A 17,258-nucleotide genomic window follows, 5' to 3' on the forward strand; every position below is an offset into this window, starting at 1 on the left:
ATTCCCTATTTTGGAATCGTTTGCAGCAACTTGGCAATTTCAGTCTCATAAAGCGCTTGACGTGCCTCAGGTTTAGCTTTACTGGCCTTGCCTAGTTTTACACTGCCGCGCCATAACATCTTTCCGCTTTTGTTGGAGTTTAAGTCGATAATAAGCTCGGGCTCTAGGCTATCTGCTTCTTTTGCTTTGGCTCTCCACGAACCACTATTAGCGCTGCCGCTGTAATTGCCCGTTAGGCTCATGCCGTCGCGCTTGCCGGAGTCTAGGTAATAGCTGGCAATAATATCGGCTTCAAGAGGATTAAAAACCTCGTCGAAACGCCCCTTCATTTGACCCGCTATGGCGCGCTCTACACGCTTTAACTCCATTTCGGTAATTTGGGTATCCCTTAAAGTGCTTTGCTTTGAGGATACTAAGTAGAAGCGTTTAAATTCACTGAACTGGGTTGCGGTGTCATAATCACTTTGAATATTGCCTTTATTACAGGCTACTAGAGCTACGCTCAGTGTTGCCAACATCAAATATTTTATGGCTTTCATAATACTTCCTAAAACTTTATCAAGTTACGCTATGTTAATAATCTTCGCTTTCCCAGGAGTAAAAGCAGCTAATCGCTAATACTAACCAAAGTCCTAAACCGCCCCAGTAAAGTGTTGGGGACTCTTCCCGGTAGATAACTTCATGTAGGATGGTGTAGCCGGCATATAGGTCGTAAACGACCCAGATTAGCAGCAGGACACCGATTACTTTCCAGAAATTTGTCATGGTTTTTCCCAAATTGAGGTTATTGGTGAGCCCTGTGGGTACAGGGCTCTTTAACATGGGAACAGTGTAAGTTAAGGCGGGGGATAAACGTGTCCGCTTTTACGGATCAGCCTACCTAGGCAGAATCAGAATCGTTCTGGTGGACGTGGTAGCTGGCTTGCACCGAAGACTTTGCTTGGTACATGGCTTGGTCTGCCATGCTGATTAATGTCTTGGCGTTGCCAGCACTGCTAACTTTACTGCTGGCTACGCCTAGGCTCCACAACATGGGGTGTTCGCCATTGTAGGAGCGACTGCTATCGATTAGCCTCTTGGCGACTTTCTCGGCACCTTTGAGATTGGTGTTACTCAGTACTATGACAAACTCATCGCCGCCTATTCTTGCTGCGAAATCAACTCCTTGGCGTAATGTGTTGCGGATCAAGGAGGCCGCGCCAATTAGCTGCATATCACCACTGGCATGACCGTATTTGTCGTTGAGGGATTTGAAATTATCCAGGTCGCAATAAATAACCGAGATATCTTGACGGTGACGTTGGTGTTCGCTCCAGCTGTGTTGTAGGGCCTCTTCAAATCCGCGCCTATTCAATAAACCGGTTAAGGGGTCGCTATTGGCAATTTTAAGGAAATCTTGTGTGCTACTTTGCAGCTGCTTCTTAGATTGTCTATAGCTCCAAACCAACATAAATATAGAGCTGGCTGCAATTAAAAATATACTCAGTTTGGCTATATTTTCCAGCTTGCTTAGTGATGGAGTGTTTACCATGGCGTGGTGTATCGAGAGGCCTCCACGTATATCGCCGACTTTCCAATCGGTTTTAGGGCTGTTTGGCAAACTATTGTGGCACCCTATACAGCCCTCTTGCATCACCAGTGGTTCAACATAGTCAAAGCTTAGTTTGTTACTTTGATGAGAGCTTTTAAATACAGCTTCAATTTTCTTGCCAGTGGCTTTTTGCTCTCGAAACTTTTGTAAGGCGAGTTTTTCAAAATCTGATTTCGCACCGCCATCTTTAATTCGGTTGGGGAAGGGGTGCTCGCTAAACATGCGAACACGTATATTGGGCTGCTGTTGGCTAACCATTTGGGCAACTTCGATAGTGAAGGTTGCCGGATTAGGCAGCGCCAGTTCTTTGTCATGATAATCCGCCCCAATATAAATATTACTTTGTTTGCTCAGGGGCTTCGCCACGTTTTTATTGTAGTGTATTCGGGCGGCATTCATTGTCATTGCCATAGCGCGGGCTGATTGCAAGGCAGTGCTTTCAACGGCTTCTAAGGCTGAGTTATGTAAACCCACCAATGAGGCAATAATAATTGTTGAAAGTGCGATGCTGTACCAAAGTAGGCGAGCACGAATCGAGATACTACGTAACACTAGATACCTATCTTGGGGTTCTTCGATAAAAAACTAAAGAACAAATCTGCTTCCATGGGCTTGTGAAAGTAAAACCCCTGTGCTTTATCACAACCTAATTTTTGCAAAATATCAGCCTGCTCCTTGGTTTCCACACCTTCGGCTATTGTTGTTAAAGAAAAAGTTTTGGCGATGTTGATAATGGACTCGACTAAGGCGAGACTGGATGCATCATGTTCTATATCGGCTACAAAAGATCGATCAATTTTTAAAGCAGAAAACGGGTAGCGGTTTATATAAGATAAACTAGAAAACCCTGTGCCAAAATCGTCGATAGATAGCGCAAATCCAGCCTGGCTGAGCTTCTTTAATTCCCTGAGGGCGTGCTCGGGTTCGTTGATCATTAGGTTTTCGGTGATCTCTATCTGTATATCCTGGGCGCTCAGCTGATTCTTGCTTAAGACTTCTAGCCATTTTTCGCAGATATCATTGCGATCTAAGATCTCGGCGGGTGAGCGATTTACGGATAAGCACAGCTGCTCAAAGCCCAGTTCTTGCCTTACCCGACATAGAAATTCACTGGCATCCTTAAACATCTTATCGCCAAGATCACGTATCAGCCCGGTATGCTCGCAAACTTCAACAAATTCTTGCGGACTGATCCGGCTCTGTTCATCGCCTTTCCATCTTGCCAAGGCCTCAAATGCCATTACCTTTCGGCTATCTAGGCACACGATAGCTTGATAGACGGGGTAAATACGTTGATCGATGCCGTCTTCGCTTAAACGCTTGTAAATGCTTTGAAAGCGCTCGCTAGACTGCTTTATCTGCTGATCAAAAAAGACTTGGGTATTGCGGCCGTTTGATTTCGCCCTTTGCAGGGCCAGTGCTGAATTGCTTTGTAAGGTATTACTGCGGTCGCCGTCTTCTGGAAATAGGCTGGCGCCCGAGCTAAAGGTTATGTTGCCGTTAAAGCCGGGAGTTGAAAACTCTTCGCGAACAAATTCTCTGAATTCTTTGATTAAATCTGCAATTTCAGTTTGATTTTTGTTCTGAACGAACAAGCTGATTTCATCAGCGCCCGATTTGCAAATCAGCTCTTCTACTTCGAAATGATTTTTAAGTGCGAAGGCGAAGCTTTTCGCTACATCGTCGGCGACGTGATGGCCAAAGAACTGATTGATCGACTTAAAATTATCGATATCAAAATGAATATAGGCGCCACATTGACCTGTTCTTCCTAGTTGCTCGAGTACAGGCTCTAATTCTCTTAGAAAGGTTTGGCGTCGTAATAGGCCCGTCTGTTCATCGTGAGTCGAGCGGTATCGCAATTGTGCTTTGCTGCGCTGCTCCTCGGTGATGTCTCGGTAGAACTTTACAAAAAAACTTGCAGTATCTTTATCGTTCTCATAAATCCCAATAATGTTGGTTTCAAGCTGTTTTAGCTCTCCATCAGCGCTTTTTATTTCTTCGATAATTGGCGGGAGTTCAAGCATATCAGTGTTGAGATGTTGCCCTATTACTTGAGACTGCTTTAGTCCAAATAGTGTTTCAAAGGCGGGATTAACCGAGCGAATTTTCTGCTGCTGGTCTGCGATTAAAATACCATCATGGGCACACTGAAGTATGCTACTCGATAAATTAATTTCACGATTTCGCTGCTCCAGCTCCAGTAATTGCTCGGTAAGAGCCAGCTGGTGCAAATGTCGCTCTACTTCGGCGGTAACCCGAACCGAGAAAAGATCGAAGACATCGTGAGCCCAATCTGGGTTTGGGATTTCGGATTCGTACAGTGCACTAACAAGGCCAATTTTCTGTCCTAGGCTATTGAGTAAGACCTTGCCGATGTAAGAGTGTACCTGCATGTCGACAAGATGATGATCATGCGGAAAACACTGTTGAACATTTAAATTGTAGGCGCAGCTCCCATGGCTTGCGAGCTGTTGGCAGGGGGTGTTTTCAAGTGGGTAGTTTATAGTTTTGGCTTGTTGACCATTCTCATAACCGGCAATGACACTGGCGTTCTCTAAAGCGCTGTCTAGAGTGACCACGTATACATATTGGGCCTTTATTAGGCCAGCAAGTTTCTGCGAGAGCTGATTTAAAAAATCGGCTCCAGTAAACTGACTGATTTCTGAGATAACCCTGACATATTCAGGGTTTAAACCACTTCTATTCATACTTAGCTACGATCAAATACCGGCTAATCATGCGAAAGCACTGATGTGAAGAAAGTATGTATGATGATTTAGGTACTGTCTAATTAGTTATGGTTAATATTCCTATTAACCATATCAAGGCTAATGTTTTTATTGGTGTCGGCTGCGGCGGTATTGGCTGGGTGATAGACCAATCTGTTTTTTAAACAAGCGCGAAAAATAGTAGGCATCCTCATAGCCAAGGCTGGCTGATATCCGTTTAACGGACTGGTCGGAGCTATCGAGTAGGCGGCAGGCATGCTGCATTTTTAGGGCGATAAAATACTGCATAGGCGACTGCCCGGTTAGTTCTTTAAACACTTTGCTGAAATGGAATTTACTACGGCGCATATGCTTTGCCAGATCATCAAGGCTAAAGTTGCTGTGCAGGTGCTGTTGCATAAAGGCTTCAACTTTCTCCATGTTGATGGCTTTTTTGCTGTCTAATTTTGACTGGCGTGCGAGTAGGGCCAATAGGCTAATTAGTTGCTGGGTTTGGTGGCAGCCATGGATAAAAGCCGTGCGGCTGGTTGCGGTATAGCGCACATCAAAGAGCGACTCAAACGCTGCTAGCACTTGGGGCTTGGTGCCTATGTCATGAATCGAGCCACTTTGGGCCGGGCTCAGTAGCCCCATTAATTGATCGGCCAGCTCGCCGTCGAAATGCAGCCAATAAACCGACCAAGGCATCTGTTCATCGGCCCAGTAGCGATGAGCTTGCCCTTTGGGGAGGGCTATTAATTGCCCTCGGGTGATGCTTTGTGTGGGCCCCGCCCTAAGCTGGAGGTAACCCTTGCCGGCGGTGCAATAGAGCAGCAACTGATTATCATGATCTTGGCGCTCCATATAGTGCCCGAGAGCGCTTGGGTAATAACCCATAGCTACCGGGTAGGCACCTTTGGTTAGCGGGTTGATCATCAGCCATTCAAACAACACGTGGGGAGTTAGAAAGCGCGTGGCTTGAGGTTGCAGGGGCCAGTCTGAGGTAATTGGCATGGTATTCTGTCTTACTTAAATAACAGCAATATAGTCCATCATAAAGCCAATATAATCAATCGAATTGCGCCTTATAGCTGTGTTTAACTAGGCTTAATAACGCAATATCTAACCATCGAGGTGATTATGAGCTTTAAATTTCCTTCCCAAGTACCCCTTTTTATTGAGGGTGAGTGGCAGCAAAGCCAATCTAAGCAGTTGATTCCGGTAACAAATCCGGCCACTCAGGAGGTGCTTACCCAAGTACCTTGTGCCACGGAAGATGAGATGGCTCGTGCCATTGCTTCGGCGGCTGAGACGTTTAAATCCTGGAAAGACACGGCAGTGCCTGTGCGTGCTCGCATTATGTTGAAGTATCAGCAGCTGCTTAAAGAGCACCACGATGAGCTAGCTGAAATCCTATGCCAAGAAACCGGTAAGACTTTTGAAGATGCTAAGGGCGATGTGTTCCGTGGTATCGAGGTAGTTGAACACGCTTGTAATATTGCCAGTTTGACGATGGGTGAGACAGTTGAAAACGTAGCACGCACCATTGATTGCTTTTCGGTAACTCAGCCGATTGGTGTGTTTGCGGGTGTTACGCCATTTAACTTCCCCGCCATGATTCCTTTGTGGATGTTCCCTCTGGCAATTGCCTGCGGTAACACGTTTATTTTGAAACCCTCTGAACAAGATCCGCTAACGCCGACTCGTTTGGTTGAGTTGTTCGAAGAAGCTGGCGCGCCTAAGGGTGTGTTGCAGGTTGTTCACGGTGGTAAAGAGCAGGTAGATACGCTGCTAACTCACCCTGAAATTCAGGGCATTTCTTTTGTAGGTTCAACCGCTGTAGGTGAGCACATTTACCGTACCGGTACTCATCATTTGAAGCGTGTTCAATGTATGGTGGGCGCTAAGAACCATATGGTTGTGATGCCTGATGCTAATAAGCAGCAGGTTATTAATAATCTTGTTGGTTCTGGTTTTGGTGCGGCTGGTCAGCGTTGCATGGCTATCTCTGTCGTGGTTGCTGTAGGTAAGAGCAATGAGTGGGTTGAGGAGCTGAAAGCCGAAGCTCAGAAAATTCGCCCGGGCGCTTGGAATGATCCAGAAGCTGCTTATGGTCCGCAAATTAATCCCCAAGCGCGCGATCGTGTTTTAAGTTTTATCGAGAAGGGTAAGCAAGAAGGCGCCAACTGCATTTTGGATGGTTCTGATTGTACGGTAGAAGGTTACCCAGATGGTAATTGGGTTGGCCCTACCATTTTCACCAATGTAACAACGGATATGGAGATTTATAAGAATGAAATCTTTGGTCCGGTTTTGTGTGTAATTAATGTCGATACTTTGGATGAGGCGATCGAGTTAATTAATAACAATCCAAATGGTAATGGTACGTCTATCTTTACGGGCAGTGGTGGCGCTGCGCGTAAATATAAGCATGAGATTTTGGTTGGTCAGGTAGGTGTTAATGTTCCTGTGCCTGTGCCGCTACCTTTCTTCTCTTTCACTGGCTGGCGCGGTTCCTTTATGGGTGATCAGCATGCTTATGGTAAGCAGGCGGTACGTTTCTATACGGAAACTAAGACGATTACTGAGCGTTGGTTTGATGATTCAGAGGAAGCTGCTTTGAATATGACGATTACTATGAAGTAATTCGATTTTTTAGCTTCGTAAGATACACCGTGCAGATGGGGTGCTGCCTGTGGGCTTCCACTTAGACAACTCGCCGTGAACCCATCCCTGGGGGCTCACCTTCAGCATCCATGCTGAAGATGGTTGTCTAAGTGGAAGCCCACAGGCAACACCCCGATACCTATGCGATTCTTTTAGATAAATAAGATTAGGTATCAGTTGGCAGGGTGGAGTTTCTTTAGGGGGGAGGAAGGTAGGTAAATGCATCTTCAGCATGGATGCTGAAGGTGAGCCCCCAGGGATGGGTTCACGGCGCCATTCACCTACCTTCCTCCCCCCTAAAGAAACGTAGGAAAGAAAAGATAACTGAGTAAATTGAAAAATCCACCAAGAGAAAAGCTATGGATTTTAATTTAAACGAAGATCAACTGGCTTACCAAGAAGCTGCAAGAGCATTTGCGGAAGGTGAGTTAATGCCGAATGCGGCCGAGTGGGATGAAGAAAAAATATTCCCACTAGAGACTATCGCCAAAGCGGGTGAAATGGGTTTTTGCGCCATGTATAGCCCAGAAGAAGTCGGTGGCATGAACATGAAGCGCACAGATGCCGCAATTGTGCTGGAAGAGTTGGCCAGAGGTTGCACGGCGACGGCGGCATTTATATCGATTCACAACATGGCCCTGTGGATGATTGCCAATTGGGGTACTGAACAGGCAAAAGCAGAATTTTGCCCGACATTAGTGACCGGTGAGCACCTCGTTAGCTATTGCCTAACAGAGCCCAATGCAGGAAGTGATGCTGCCTCATTGCGTACCAGCGCGAAAAAAGATGGCGACGATTACATTGTTAATGGCGGCAAGATGTTTATTTCTGGCGCCGGCAGTACCCAAGCCTTGGTCGTAATGGCGCGCACAGGTAGCCAGGATGATGGCGCAAAAGGCATCAGTGCATTTGTAATCCCTGCGGATGCTGAAGGCGTGAGTTACGGTAAGAATGAGCCCAAAATGGGCTGGAATGCTCAGCCTACCCGTGCTATCAGTTTTGAAAATGTTAGAATCCCCGGGCACTACCTACTTGGCAAAGAAGGTGAGGGTTTCAAGTTTGCAATGATGGGGCTCGATGGTGGCCGTATTAATATTGCGACTACAGCAGTAGGTACAGCTCAAGCGGCGCTAGAAGCAAGTCAGCGCTATATGCATGAGCGTAGCCAGTTTGGAAAGCCCTTGGCAAACTTCCAAGCCCTGCAATTTAAGTTGGCCGATATGGCAACTGAGTTGGTGGCGGCAAGGCAAATGGTTCGCTTGGCTGGCTTTAAGCTAGATAATAATCACCCTGATAAAACCACCTACTGTGCGATGGCCAAACAATTTGCAACAGATGTTAGTTTTAAAGTGTGTAATGAAGCCATGCAAATTCATGGTGGCTATGGATATTTGCGCGAGTATCCCATTGAGCGTTATGTTCGTGATACCCGTGTGCATCAAATTTTAGAAGGTACAAACGAAGTTATGCGTATGCTGGTTTCTCGCCGCATTCTGCAAGACGGAGCAACGGAGTCGATACGATGAGTGAAACAGGTTTATTAAAATACGAAACGCGTGGTCATACTTGCATTATCACCATGAACAATCCTCCGGCCAACACTTGGACGCCAGAAAGTCTACGTGAGCTAAAGGCCAAGGTTGAAGAATTAAATGCGGATAAAGATAACTATGCCCTAGTTATCGCCAGCGAAAGCGAAAAGTTTTTCTCTGCTGGCGCGGATCTAAATCGCTTTAATCATGATGACAAAGGTCAGGCCTTTGAATTTATTGGCGCCTTTGGTGAAGCTTTTGAAGCATTAGCGGATTATCAAGGTGTTTCGATTGCTGCGATTACTGGTTTTGCCATGGGTGGCGGTCTAGAGACAGCTTTGGCCTGTGACATCCGTGTTTGTGAAAAGCAGGCTCAGCTGGCTTTGCCAGAAGCGGCCGTAGGTTTATTACCTGGTGGTTTAGGTACGCAGCACTTGCCTTGGTTGGTTGGCGAAGCTTGGGCGAAGCGAATGATTCTGTTGGGTGAGCGCGTTAAGGCTGAAAAAGCTGAACAGATTGGCTTGGTTCAGGAAGTGGTAGCAACTGGCTCGGCGCTTGATAAAGCCGTAGAGCTGGCGGAGAAGGTTGCTAAGCAATCGCCAACTTCCGTGCGAGTGTGTAAAGAGCTCATTATGGCGGCTCGTAGCCAAACCATGAATTCTGCGCGAGCATTAGAGCGTGAGACCTTTGTGAAGTTGTGGGATACCCAAGATCAGAAAGAAGGTGTGGCGGCGTTTATTGAGAAGCGGGCGCCCGATTGGAAAAACGCCTAAAAATGAATTTATAGGCGCGCCTTAGGCTCAATAGCGGCGTCAGCGCTGTGCTCACTCGGTCACGTACTTCGTGTACGCTCCCTCGCTGTGCGCAGTGCTTCCTTGCTCTTGTGCCTAATTCGCACCTCTAAATCCATTTTATCTAGTAAAGAAAATTTCATTTCTTTTTGTCCGATTAAATTCTGCTTGTTGTACCAGTGGGCGAATGGAAATAGATCTGAATTTAAAATCTGAGAAGTGATGATGGCTGAATTACCTGTTTTGTTTGAAGAGTTGGAAGCGGCGGCTGGTAAAAAAATCGGCGTGGCAACTTTGAATGCTGAAAAATCCCTTAACTCTCTTAATTTGCAGATGATCGATTTGCTGCAAGAGCGCTTTAGTGCCTGGGAAGTAGACGATGCCATTGCCTGTGTATTTTTGCAGGGTGCTGGCGATAAGGCATTTTGTGCGGGCGGTGATGTTGTCGCTTTGCATGGTGGCAGCGCTGCCTATGGCGAGGAGGTTCCGAACGATTACTGCGTGAATTTTTTCGCTCGTGAATATGCATTGGATTACCACATGCATACTTTCAAGAAGCCCATTATTTTGTGGGGGCACGGAATTGTGATGGGTGGCGGCCTTGGTTTAATGGATGCTGCGAGCCATCGTGTGGCGACTGAAACCAATCGTATGGCCATGCCGGAAGTTACCATTGGTTTGTACCCTGATGTGGGCGGTACATGGTTTCTAAATCACGCGCCAGGTAATACTGGTTTGTTTCTCGGTTTAACCGGCGCCAACATCAATGCGGCAGATGCTAAATTCGTTGGTTTGGCGGATCGTTTGGTGGCCAATGAATACCGCGCTAATGTGCTTGCGGATTTGCAGGCTGCGGATTGGACGGTAGATTCGGAAGCGGTAGTTAATAAAGTGCTGCGTGCTTACGAGGCCAAGTCTCAAGATAAAATGCCTGAGCCTAATGTGCGTCCCAATTATGATTTGATTAATCAGCTTTGTGATGGCGACTCTGCTGCTGAAGTCTGCCAGCAGATTTTGGATTATCAAACGGAAGATAAGTGGCTTTCGCGAGCCATCGATACCTTGCGTAATGGTTGCCCTATTACGCCGCATCTGGTTATCGCTCAAATGCGTGAGGGGGCACATAAAGGCCTGGCTGATGTGTTTCGTATGGAGCTAATTATGTCGCGTCATTGTGCGGCGAAGGGGCACTTCAAAGAAGGCGTGCGTGCGCTACTGATTGATAAAGATCGTCAGCCCAACTGGCAACATAAAAACATTGCCGATGTGACCGCCGCTGAAGTCGCAGAGTTTTTCATTCCTTTTGATGATGACCCTTTAAGCCACCTTTAAGTCGACTAAGCGTTGGCTCGAGGCCAAAGTGTCCTAGTTTGGAGAAAGTTATGAGCAAAAATGTTGCCTTTATTGGCTTGGGAAATATGGGCGCGGGTATGGCGGCCAATCTAGTAAAAGCGGGCTTTAAGGTTACCGCTTTTGATTTATCAGCCGAGGCTTTAAATCAAGCTAAAGCTAATGGTTGCGCTATTGCCAGTAGTGCAATTGATGCGGTGGCCTCTGCTGATGTAATCGTATCCATGTTGCCCAATGGGCAAATTGTTGAAAATCTATATATCCACAATGACAAGCTGCTTTCGTCGATAGCAAAGCATGCTTTGATTATTGATTGCTCGACTATCGCGCCAGAAAATGCCCGTAATCTTATCGCTGCGGCAGCTGATGCAGGGATTGCGGCAATCGATGCGCCGGTGTCTGGTGGTGTTGCTGCGGCAGCGGCTGGCAGCTTGGCATTTATGTGTGGTGGCGAAGAGTCAGCCTGTGAGGCGGCTAAGCCTGTGCTCGAGGCTATGGGGGCTAATATTTTCCGTGCCGGTGATGCGGGTGCAGGGCAGGTGGCGAAAATCTGCAATAATATGCTGCTGGCCATTCATATGACTGGCACTGCCGAAGCATTGCAGTTGGGTATGGATAATGGTTTAGATCCGGCTGTTTTATCTAATATTATGCTCAAGAGCTCAGGCTGCAACTGGAGCCTCGAAAAGTACAATCCCGTTCCAGGCGTATTGGAAGGTGTCCCCTCTAGTAATAACTATCAGGGCGGCTTTATGGTTGACCTGATGCTGAAGGACTTGGGGTTGGCTATGGAGGCCGCCTTGGCAAGCCGATCATCCACCCCAATGGGTGCCGCAGCGCGTAATTTGTATAGCTTGCATAAAAACAGTGATCAAGGTGACAAGGGGGCAAAGGACTTCTCTTCAATCCTTGAGTTGTTTGCCAAATAACCTGCCTAGCTGAGCGACGTATTAAGCTGTTACTGCATTTTGATATGGTTTGATGCGTCGTTTTTCTACATCTTTAAATATTTCTAATATCCTTTTTTACTAATACGGTTAAGTAGTGTTCCTCGCCGCTTGATTGTTTGCCGTTTCACTTTTGGCCAAGTACTATCAAGATTAATAGTCTAATATCAAGGCTAAGACTCTGTATCAAGTTAATACATGGCATCAAGCCGATTATTCTTACAAGGTTTACATTATGTCTTCAATGCTTAGTCGCTTGGCGGCTACTTGCTTTGTGCTGCTGTCTGGCTCTGCGCTCGCCGAGTCTGTGCCAAAAGCAAAGCTTGAACCCTGTTATCTGCCCAATTTATCTGATCAAGTATTTTGTGGTGAGCTTACTCGTCCAGAGACTGTCGGTGGCGAAAAAACAATTGCGGTGCATTATGCAGTATTACCAGCACTGCGGGATAATTTTCCAGAAGAGGCTGTGCTTGCAATTGCAGGGGGGCCCGGGCAGTCGGCAATGGATTTAGCTGCTCACTTTAATCAAACTTTGAATGATGTGCGACGAGAGCGGGATATCTTGCTGATTGATCAGCGTGGTACGGGGCGCTCTAATATTTTACATTGCGATGAGATGGATTCTCTAGAGCAGTTGTCCTTCGATGATCAGAGTATGGACATCGCTAAAGAAACCCAGCGCTGCAAAGATGATTTGGCGGCCGATCTCAATGGCTACACGAGTCGCCAGGCGCTTGCTGATTTTGAAGCTATACGTAAAGAACTAAATTACGAAAAGTTGCATTTATTCGGTACTTCTTACGGCACACGCATGGTGCAGTTGTATATGCGCCACCATCCAAATGCCATTGCAACAGCGAGTATGGATGGCCTTGTTCCACTGCAGCAAAATGTACTGGCAGTGGGGGAGTCTGTAGATCACTCTATGGAGCTATTGCTAAAGCAGTGTGAGCTCCAGCCGGCTTGCCATAATCGTTTTCCTAGCCTCAGGCAAGATTTTGAAAGTCTGCTGAGTAATATTGGTGGGCAAACCCTGTTGCAAGGCGTAAAGCATCCGATATCGGCAGAAGGGGCCGCGCTGCGCCTGACGAAATCAAAGTTAAATGGCATTTTACGCTTAGCGCTATATAGTCAGCAGGCTAGAAGTTTACTGCCTTATGCTATTGATCGTTTAAAACTTGGTGACAGCGGACCTGTGCTTGGCTTATTTGGTTTAACCATGTCTGGTTTTGACCTTGCGATGGGTATGCATGCTGCGGTGGTCTGCGCTGAGGATTGGCCAAGATTAACAGAGCAAGATAGGCAGGCTTTGAAGGGAAGTTTAATTGGCGAGGATATGATTGCTGCATTGGATATCGCTTGCCCGATTTGGCAATTGGAGGCCGACGTTAAAGATTTTTCTGAGCCGCTGCGCAGTGATATTCCTACATTGCTATTGTCCGGAAAATACGATCCTGCAACTCCACCAGCTTGGGCTGAAACAATGGTGGAACAGCTGAGTAATAGCCGACATATTGTTTTCCCTAATGGCACCCATGCAGTAGCTGGTCATACTTGTGCCGATGAGCTAATTACGGCTTTTATCAGTAATCCTAAGCCCGACGAACTCGATGTGAGCTGTGTAAAAAAGGATAGGGAGCGAGGCTTTTTTATAAATGCCAATACTGCTTCGGCCGCTGTAACAGAGAAGGAGCCTGCTGATGATTGAGGTGCATAACTTAAGTAAAAAGATTGCCGATGTTCAGGCCTTAGATCAGCTGAGCTTCAGTGCAGGCGATGGCAAGATAACCGGTTTGTTAGGGCCAAATGGTGCCGGTAAGACGACTTGCCTCAGAACATTGTTTAATCTGCTTGATGCCGATGATGGTTGGGCCAAAGTAGATGGCATTAATGTTAAAGAGAGCCCTCTAAAAGCTAAGCAAAGTTTGGGCTTGTTCCCTGATCCTTTTGGTTTGTATGAACGCTTAAGCCCGCGGGAGTATATTCAGTATTTTGCGGAGTTAAATGGCCTAGCAAGTTCAGCAGCGAGCGCCGCTTGTGATGAGGTAATTGAGCGTTTGCAAATGTCGGATATTGCCGATCGTCGCTGCAAAGGTTTTTCCCAAGGGCAGCGTATGAAGACGGCCTTGGCTCAAGCGATCGTACATAAACCTCAAAATATTGTACTTGATGAGCCTACCCGTGGGCTTGATGTAATGAGTACGCGGACTCTGCGAGACTTGCTGCTTGCTCTTAAAGCGGACGGGCACTGTATTTTATTTTCATCCCATGTGATGCAAGAGGTATCCGCTTTATGTGATGAAGTGGTGGTGATGGCCGCTGGCAGAGCAATCGCTCAGGGGAGCCCCGCTGAACTTTGTGAGCGCACAGGGCAAGATAGTTTAGAAGAGGCCTTCATAAGTCTTATCGGTTCAGATGAGGGGATTGCTGCATAATGGCTGCTTGGATAAAAATTTATAAAAAAGAAATGAAGGATGCCATACGTGATCGACGATCAGTCATGGCGGCCTTGTCCTATTCTATCGGTACCCCTTTGATCATGTGTATTTTGTTCATCGCCATGATTGATAAATTTTCGAGCCCAAGTGCCTTGTACCTCACGATTGAAAATTCGCAGCAAGCGCCAGAGCTAATGCGTCATTTGCAGAGTAAGGATATTTTTTCTAAGGATGCCTTGCCGGAAGGCAAGAGTGCCAAAGCTATCACTTTAACGATCGATGACGGCTATTTGTATGCCATGCAGCATGGTGAGCTGGCAACACTTAGCATAACGGCCGATTTCTCAAATGATAATTTGCGCAGCTCGATTCGGCGTTTACAGCGGGAGCTCAGAAGTTTTTCAAGGGAAGTTGCAGCGCTGCGTTTAATTGTGCGAGGTGTCTCGCCTGAAGTTATCAGGGTTTTGGATGTGCAGGCCAAGGATACTGCTAAGCCAGAGGCAAAAGGTGGTTTCATTATTGGTGTTGCTATCTTTATGATGATTTATGCCGTGTTTATCTCTGGTATGAATCTGGCCATTGATACCAGTGCAGGTGAGCGTGAAAGAAACTCTCTTGCATTAATGCTGAGCTTGCCCATTCGGGTCAGTGATTTGGTTGTGGGTAAGTTGCTGGCGGTAAGTAGCTTTGCGCTATTTGGTTTGTGCATGATTCTTTTGGTGTCGAAAATTGCCTATGCCTATGTACCATGGCAGGAGTTGGGTGCCAATGTCATAATCGATGGCCGCTTTGCCTTATATATGCTGTTGTTTAGCTTTCCTTTGGCTTTGCTGGCGGCCAGTATGCAGCTATTTGTATCTTTTATGGCGAAGACTTTTAAAGAAGCACAGTCCTATTTAACCATTGTTTTAATTTTGCCAATGGGTATGGCAATGGTCACCGGTTATGATATCGGCCCAGACATGTTGCGCTGGCTGCCGGTTTCAGGGCAGCAAAAAGCTCTGATGGAGGTGGTAAAAGGAAATGCATTGCCTTGGGATTCGCTATTGATGGCGACGGCTATTACCCTGTTGTTGACGGGCTTGCTGGTTGGGGCACTGATGAAATTATTAAGTAGTGAGAAAACGGTGTTTTCACTATAAGGGTAAAAATTCCCGCGAGCTGCTCTATAGTGGGGCAGCTCGGGGCTTAAATGGATACGATTAGTCTGCCATTAAATCTAATACAAGTTGTACGTTTACCGCAGCAGAGCTGGCGATATCGATATTTCCTACTGTGCCGGCCAACTTATTTAGATTCGAGCTAGGAATGCCAAAGTCGCTTGCTGAAACAATCACGGCTTTTCGGCTGCTAACCATTAAGCGGCGGCCAGTGTTGGCGATGAGCAATTCTAAATCTAACTCTTTGCTGCCTTGCCAAACCCTTAAAGTCCCTTTCGCCATCATCGGCTTTATCTCACCGGTTTTGGGGAGGCTGTGTGGGTCAATATGGGCGCTAATTTCAATCGATGGGTATTTGTCGTACTCAAAAAACAAATCCCTAAGTCGCCCATCACGAATAGGGTTGACGGTGTCTAGGTTTTTTAAGTCGATATGGGCGACAAACTTTCCGCTTTTATCAAGCGCGCCGCTCAGCTTGCTAATGGTCGCAGGCTCGATAATGTATTGCTTCTTGGTGGTGGCAAAGTTAAGGGCAGATAGCTCAGGATTAATTTCGTAATGCCCAGCAAAGAGTTTTGGGGCAAGTAGAATGCACAGGGCTAGCATCCAGTACTTCATATTATTCTCCGTTATAATTCTTACTGTGTAAGCAGCATAGCAGAAAAAAGGGGCTAGAACCTATGGCTCTGCCCCTTTTTGGTGCTGCGTATTAAGAAGAAAACTGACTTAGCTTAAGCCTAGTTTCTTCTCAAGGTAGTGGATGTTCACACCACCTTCGGCAAATGCGCGATCGCGTGCCAATTCCTGTTGTAGCGGAATGTTGGTTTTGATGCCGTCGACAATCATCTCATCCAAAGCACTCCGCATGCGTAGCAAAGCTTCTTCGCGAGTGTCGCCAAAAGTAATTAACTTGGCGATCATTGAGTCATAGTTAGGCGGTACCAAGTAGCCACTGTAAAGGTGAGAGTCTACTCGTACGCCCAAACCGCCTGGAGGGTGGAAGTTTGTTACCCGGCCAGGACTTGGTAGAAACGACTTTGGATCTTCAGCGTTAATGCGCGCTTCGAACGAATGCCCTTTAATAACAATGTCTTCTTGACTCAAAGATAGTGGTTCGCCGCAACAAACGCGAATTTGCTCTTTGATCAAATCGACGCCTGTCACCATTTCGGTAACGGGGTGCTCAACCTGAATACGGGTGTTCATTTCGATGAAGTAAAAGCGACCACCTTCGTATAGGAATTCAAAAGTACCTGCGCCGCGGTATCCGATTTCAATACAGGCGTTGACACAAGATTGCTGAACCTCAGCGCGCACATCATCAGGAATGCCTGGCGCTGGTGCTTCTTCAAGAACTTTTTGGTGGCGGCGCTGCAAAGAGCAGTCGCGATCACCTAAATGAATAGCACCGCCCTGTCCATCGGACATCACCTGGATTTCTACGTGGCGAGGGTTCTGCAAAAACTTCTCCATGTAGACAGTATCGTCACCAAAGGCCGCTTTTGCTTCAGCCTTAGTGATGGCGATAGATTGGATCAGTTCTTCTTCTTCGTGAACAACACGCATGCCTCGGCCACCGCCGCCAGCGGCAGCTTTGATGATAACCGGATAGCCAACATCACGACCAATGCGCAAGCAGGTTTCTTTGTGCTCAGGTAGTGGGCCGTCAGATCCTGGAACGGTTGGAACGCCGGCGCGTTTCATGGCTGAGATGGCCGAAACCTTATCACCCATTAGGCGGATTACATCGGCATCGGGGCCGATAAAGGTGAAGCCGCTTTTTTGTACCTGCTCTGCAAAGTCGGCATTTTCCGCAAGGAAGCCGTAGCCAGGGTGTACTGCTGTAGAGTCAGTAATCTCCATGGCGCTGATAAGAGCGGGAATGTTTAAATAACTTTCTGGCGATGGATTGGGGCCGATGCAAACTGATTCATCGGCTAATCGCACATGTTTCAAATCGCGGTCAATCTTCGAGTGCACCGCTACAGTTTTAATGCCCATTTCTTTACAGGCACGCAAAATGCGTAGTGCAATCTCACCGCGGTTGGCAATGAGTAATTTCTGTATCATA

At 46.8% G+C, this 17,258-nt stretch carries 15 protein-coding genes; 8 read left to right on the forward strand and 7 right to left on the reverse strand.

Annotation, left to right across the window (positions count from 1 at the left end):
- Window positions 1-5: 5 nt before the first annotated feature.
- The 5 genes from Q1A41_RS15825 to Q1A41_RS15845 all read right to left on the reverse strand — a co-directional run bounded on the left by Q1A41_RS15825 (window position 6) and on the right by Q1A41_RS15845 (window position 5,316).
- Window positions 6-539 (reverse strand): DUF4136 domain-containing protein, encoded by a 534-nt coding sequence (locus Q1A41_RS15825; RefSeq protein WP_299980942.1) that lies wholly within the window; start codon window positions 537-539, stop codon window positions 6-8.
- Window positions 540-573: 34 nt separating this feature from the next.
- Window positions 574-765 carry a hypothetical protein gene (locus Q1A41_RS15830; protein WP_299775126.1) on the reverse strand — a complete coding sequence of 64 codons (192 nt, stop codon included), beginning with the start codon at window positions 763-765 and terminating at the stop codon, window positions 574-576.
- Between the two features lie 115 nt (window positions 766-880).
- A complete protein-coding gene (locus Q1A41_RS15835; protein ID WP_299980945.1) occupies window positions 881-2,143 on the reverse strand; it encodes a diguanylate cyclase in 1,263 nt (420 codons plus the stop codon).
- Complete coding sequence (locus tag Q1A41_RS15840; RefSeq protein WP_299980947.1) at window positions 2,143-4,302, reverse strand: GGDEF domain-containing phosphodiesterase; 2,160 nt, start codon at window positions 4,300-4,302, stop codon at window positions 2,143-2,145. The genes Q1A41_RS15835 and Q1A41_RS15840 overlap by 1 nt, the downstream gene beginning before the upstream one ends.
- A 129-nt stretch (window positions 4,303-4,431) precedes the next feature.
- Window positions 4,432-5,316: an AraC family transcriptional regulator gene (locus tag Q1A41_RS15845; protein WP_299980949.1), complete on the reverse strand. Its 885-nt coding sequence runs from the start codon at window positions 5,314-5,316 to the stop codon at window positions 4,432-4,434.
- 126 nt (window positions 5,317-5,442) lie between these two features.
- Between Q1A41_RS15845 and Q1A41_RS15850 the strand changes: the two genes are divergently transcribed.
- The 8 genes from Q1A41_RS15850 (at window position 5,443) to Q1A41_RS15885 (ending at window position 15,169) form a co-directional block, all read left to right on the forward strand.
- On the forward strand, window positions 5,443-6,948 hold the full coding sequence (locus Q1A41_RS15850; RefSeq protein WP_299775134.1) for a CoA-acylating methylmalonate-semialdehyde dehydrogenase: 1,506 nt from the start codon (window positions 5,443-5,445) through the stop codon (window positions 6,946-6,948).
- A gap of 380 nt (window positions 6,949-7,328) precedes the next feature.
- Window positions 7,329-8,495: an acyl-CoA dehydrogenase family protein gene (locus tag Q1A41_RS15855; protein WP_299980950.1), complete on the forward strand. Its 1,167-nt coding sequence runs from the start codon at window positions 7,329-7,331 to the stop codon at window positions 8,493-8,495.
- On the forward strand, window positions 8,492-9,274 hold the full coding sequence (locus Q1A41_RS15860) for an enoyl-CoA hydratase (RefSeq protein ID WP_299980952.1): 783 nt from the start codon (window positions 8,492-8,494) through the stop codon (window positions 9,272-9,274). The genes Q1A41_RS15855 and Q1A41_RS15860 overlap by 4 nt, the downstream gene beginning before the upstream one ends.
- Before the next feature lie 240 nt (window positions 9,275-9,514).
- Entirely contained in the window at window positions 9,515-10,624 is a 1,110-nt protein-coding gene (locus tag Q1A41_RS15865) for an enoyl-CoA hydratase/isomerase family protein (protein ID WP_299980954.1), read from the forward strand.
- 38 nt (window positions 10,625-10,662) lie between these two features.
- On the forward strand, window positions 10,663-11,571 hold the full coding sequence (mmsB, locus tag Q1A41_RS15870) for a 3-hydroxyisobutyrate dehydrogenase (protein WP_363322435.1): 909 nt from the start codon (window positions 10,663-10,665) through the stop codon (window positions 11,569-11,571).
- A 253-nt stretch (window positions 11,572-11,824) separates the two neighbouring features.
- A complete protein-coding gene (locus Q1A41_RS15875; protein ID WP_299980958.1) occupies window positions 11,825-13,297 on the forward strand; it encodes an alpha/beta hydrolase in 1,473 nt (490 codons plus the stop codon).
- Complete coding sequence (locus Q1A41_RS15880) at window positions 13,290-14,024, forward strand: ATP-binding cassette domain-containing protein (protein ID WP_299980960.1); 735 nt, start codon at window positions 13,290-13,292, stop codon at window positions 14,022-14,024. Before Q1A41_RS15875 ends, Q1A41_RS15880 begins: the two co-directional genes overlap by 8 nt.
- On the forward strand, window positions 14,024-15,169 hold the full coding sequence (locus Q1A41_RS15885; protein ID WP_299980962.1) for an ABC transporter permease: 1,146 nt from the start codon (window positions 14,024-14,026) through the stop codon (window positions 15,167-15,169). The genes Q1A41_RS15880 and Q1A41_RS15885 overlap by 1 nt, the downstream gene beginning before the upstream one ends.
- A gap of 60 nt (window positions 15,170-15,229) precedes the next feature.
- Here the strand turns inward: Q1A41_RS15885 and Q1A41_RS15890 are convergent, their stop codons facing one another.
- Window positions 15,230-15,805 carry a YceI family protein gene (locus tag Q1A41_RS15890; RefSeq protein WP_299980964.1) on the reverse strand — a complete coding sequence of 192 codons (576 nt, stop codon included), beginning with the start codon at window positions 15,803-15,805 and terminating at the stop codon, window positions 15,230-15,232.
- 108 nt (window positions 15,806-15,913) lie between these two features.
- Window positions 15,914-17,257, reverse strand: coding sequence for an acetyl-CoA carboxylase biotin carboxylase subunit (gene accC / locus Q1A41_RS15895; protein ID WP_299980966.1), 1,344 nt, complete (start codon window positions 17,255-17,257; stop codon window positions 15,914-15,916).
- Window position 17,258 lies beyond the last annotated feature (1 nt).

The sequence above is a fragment of the uncultured Pseudoteredinibacter sp. genome, assembly GCF_947502065.1.
Lineage (GTDB): Bacteria > Pseudomonadota > Gammaproteobacteria > Pseudomonadales > Cellvibrionaceae > Pseudoteredinibacter.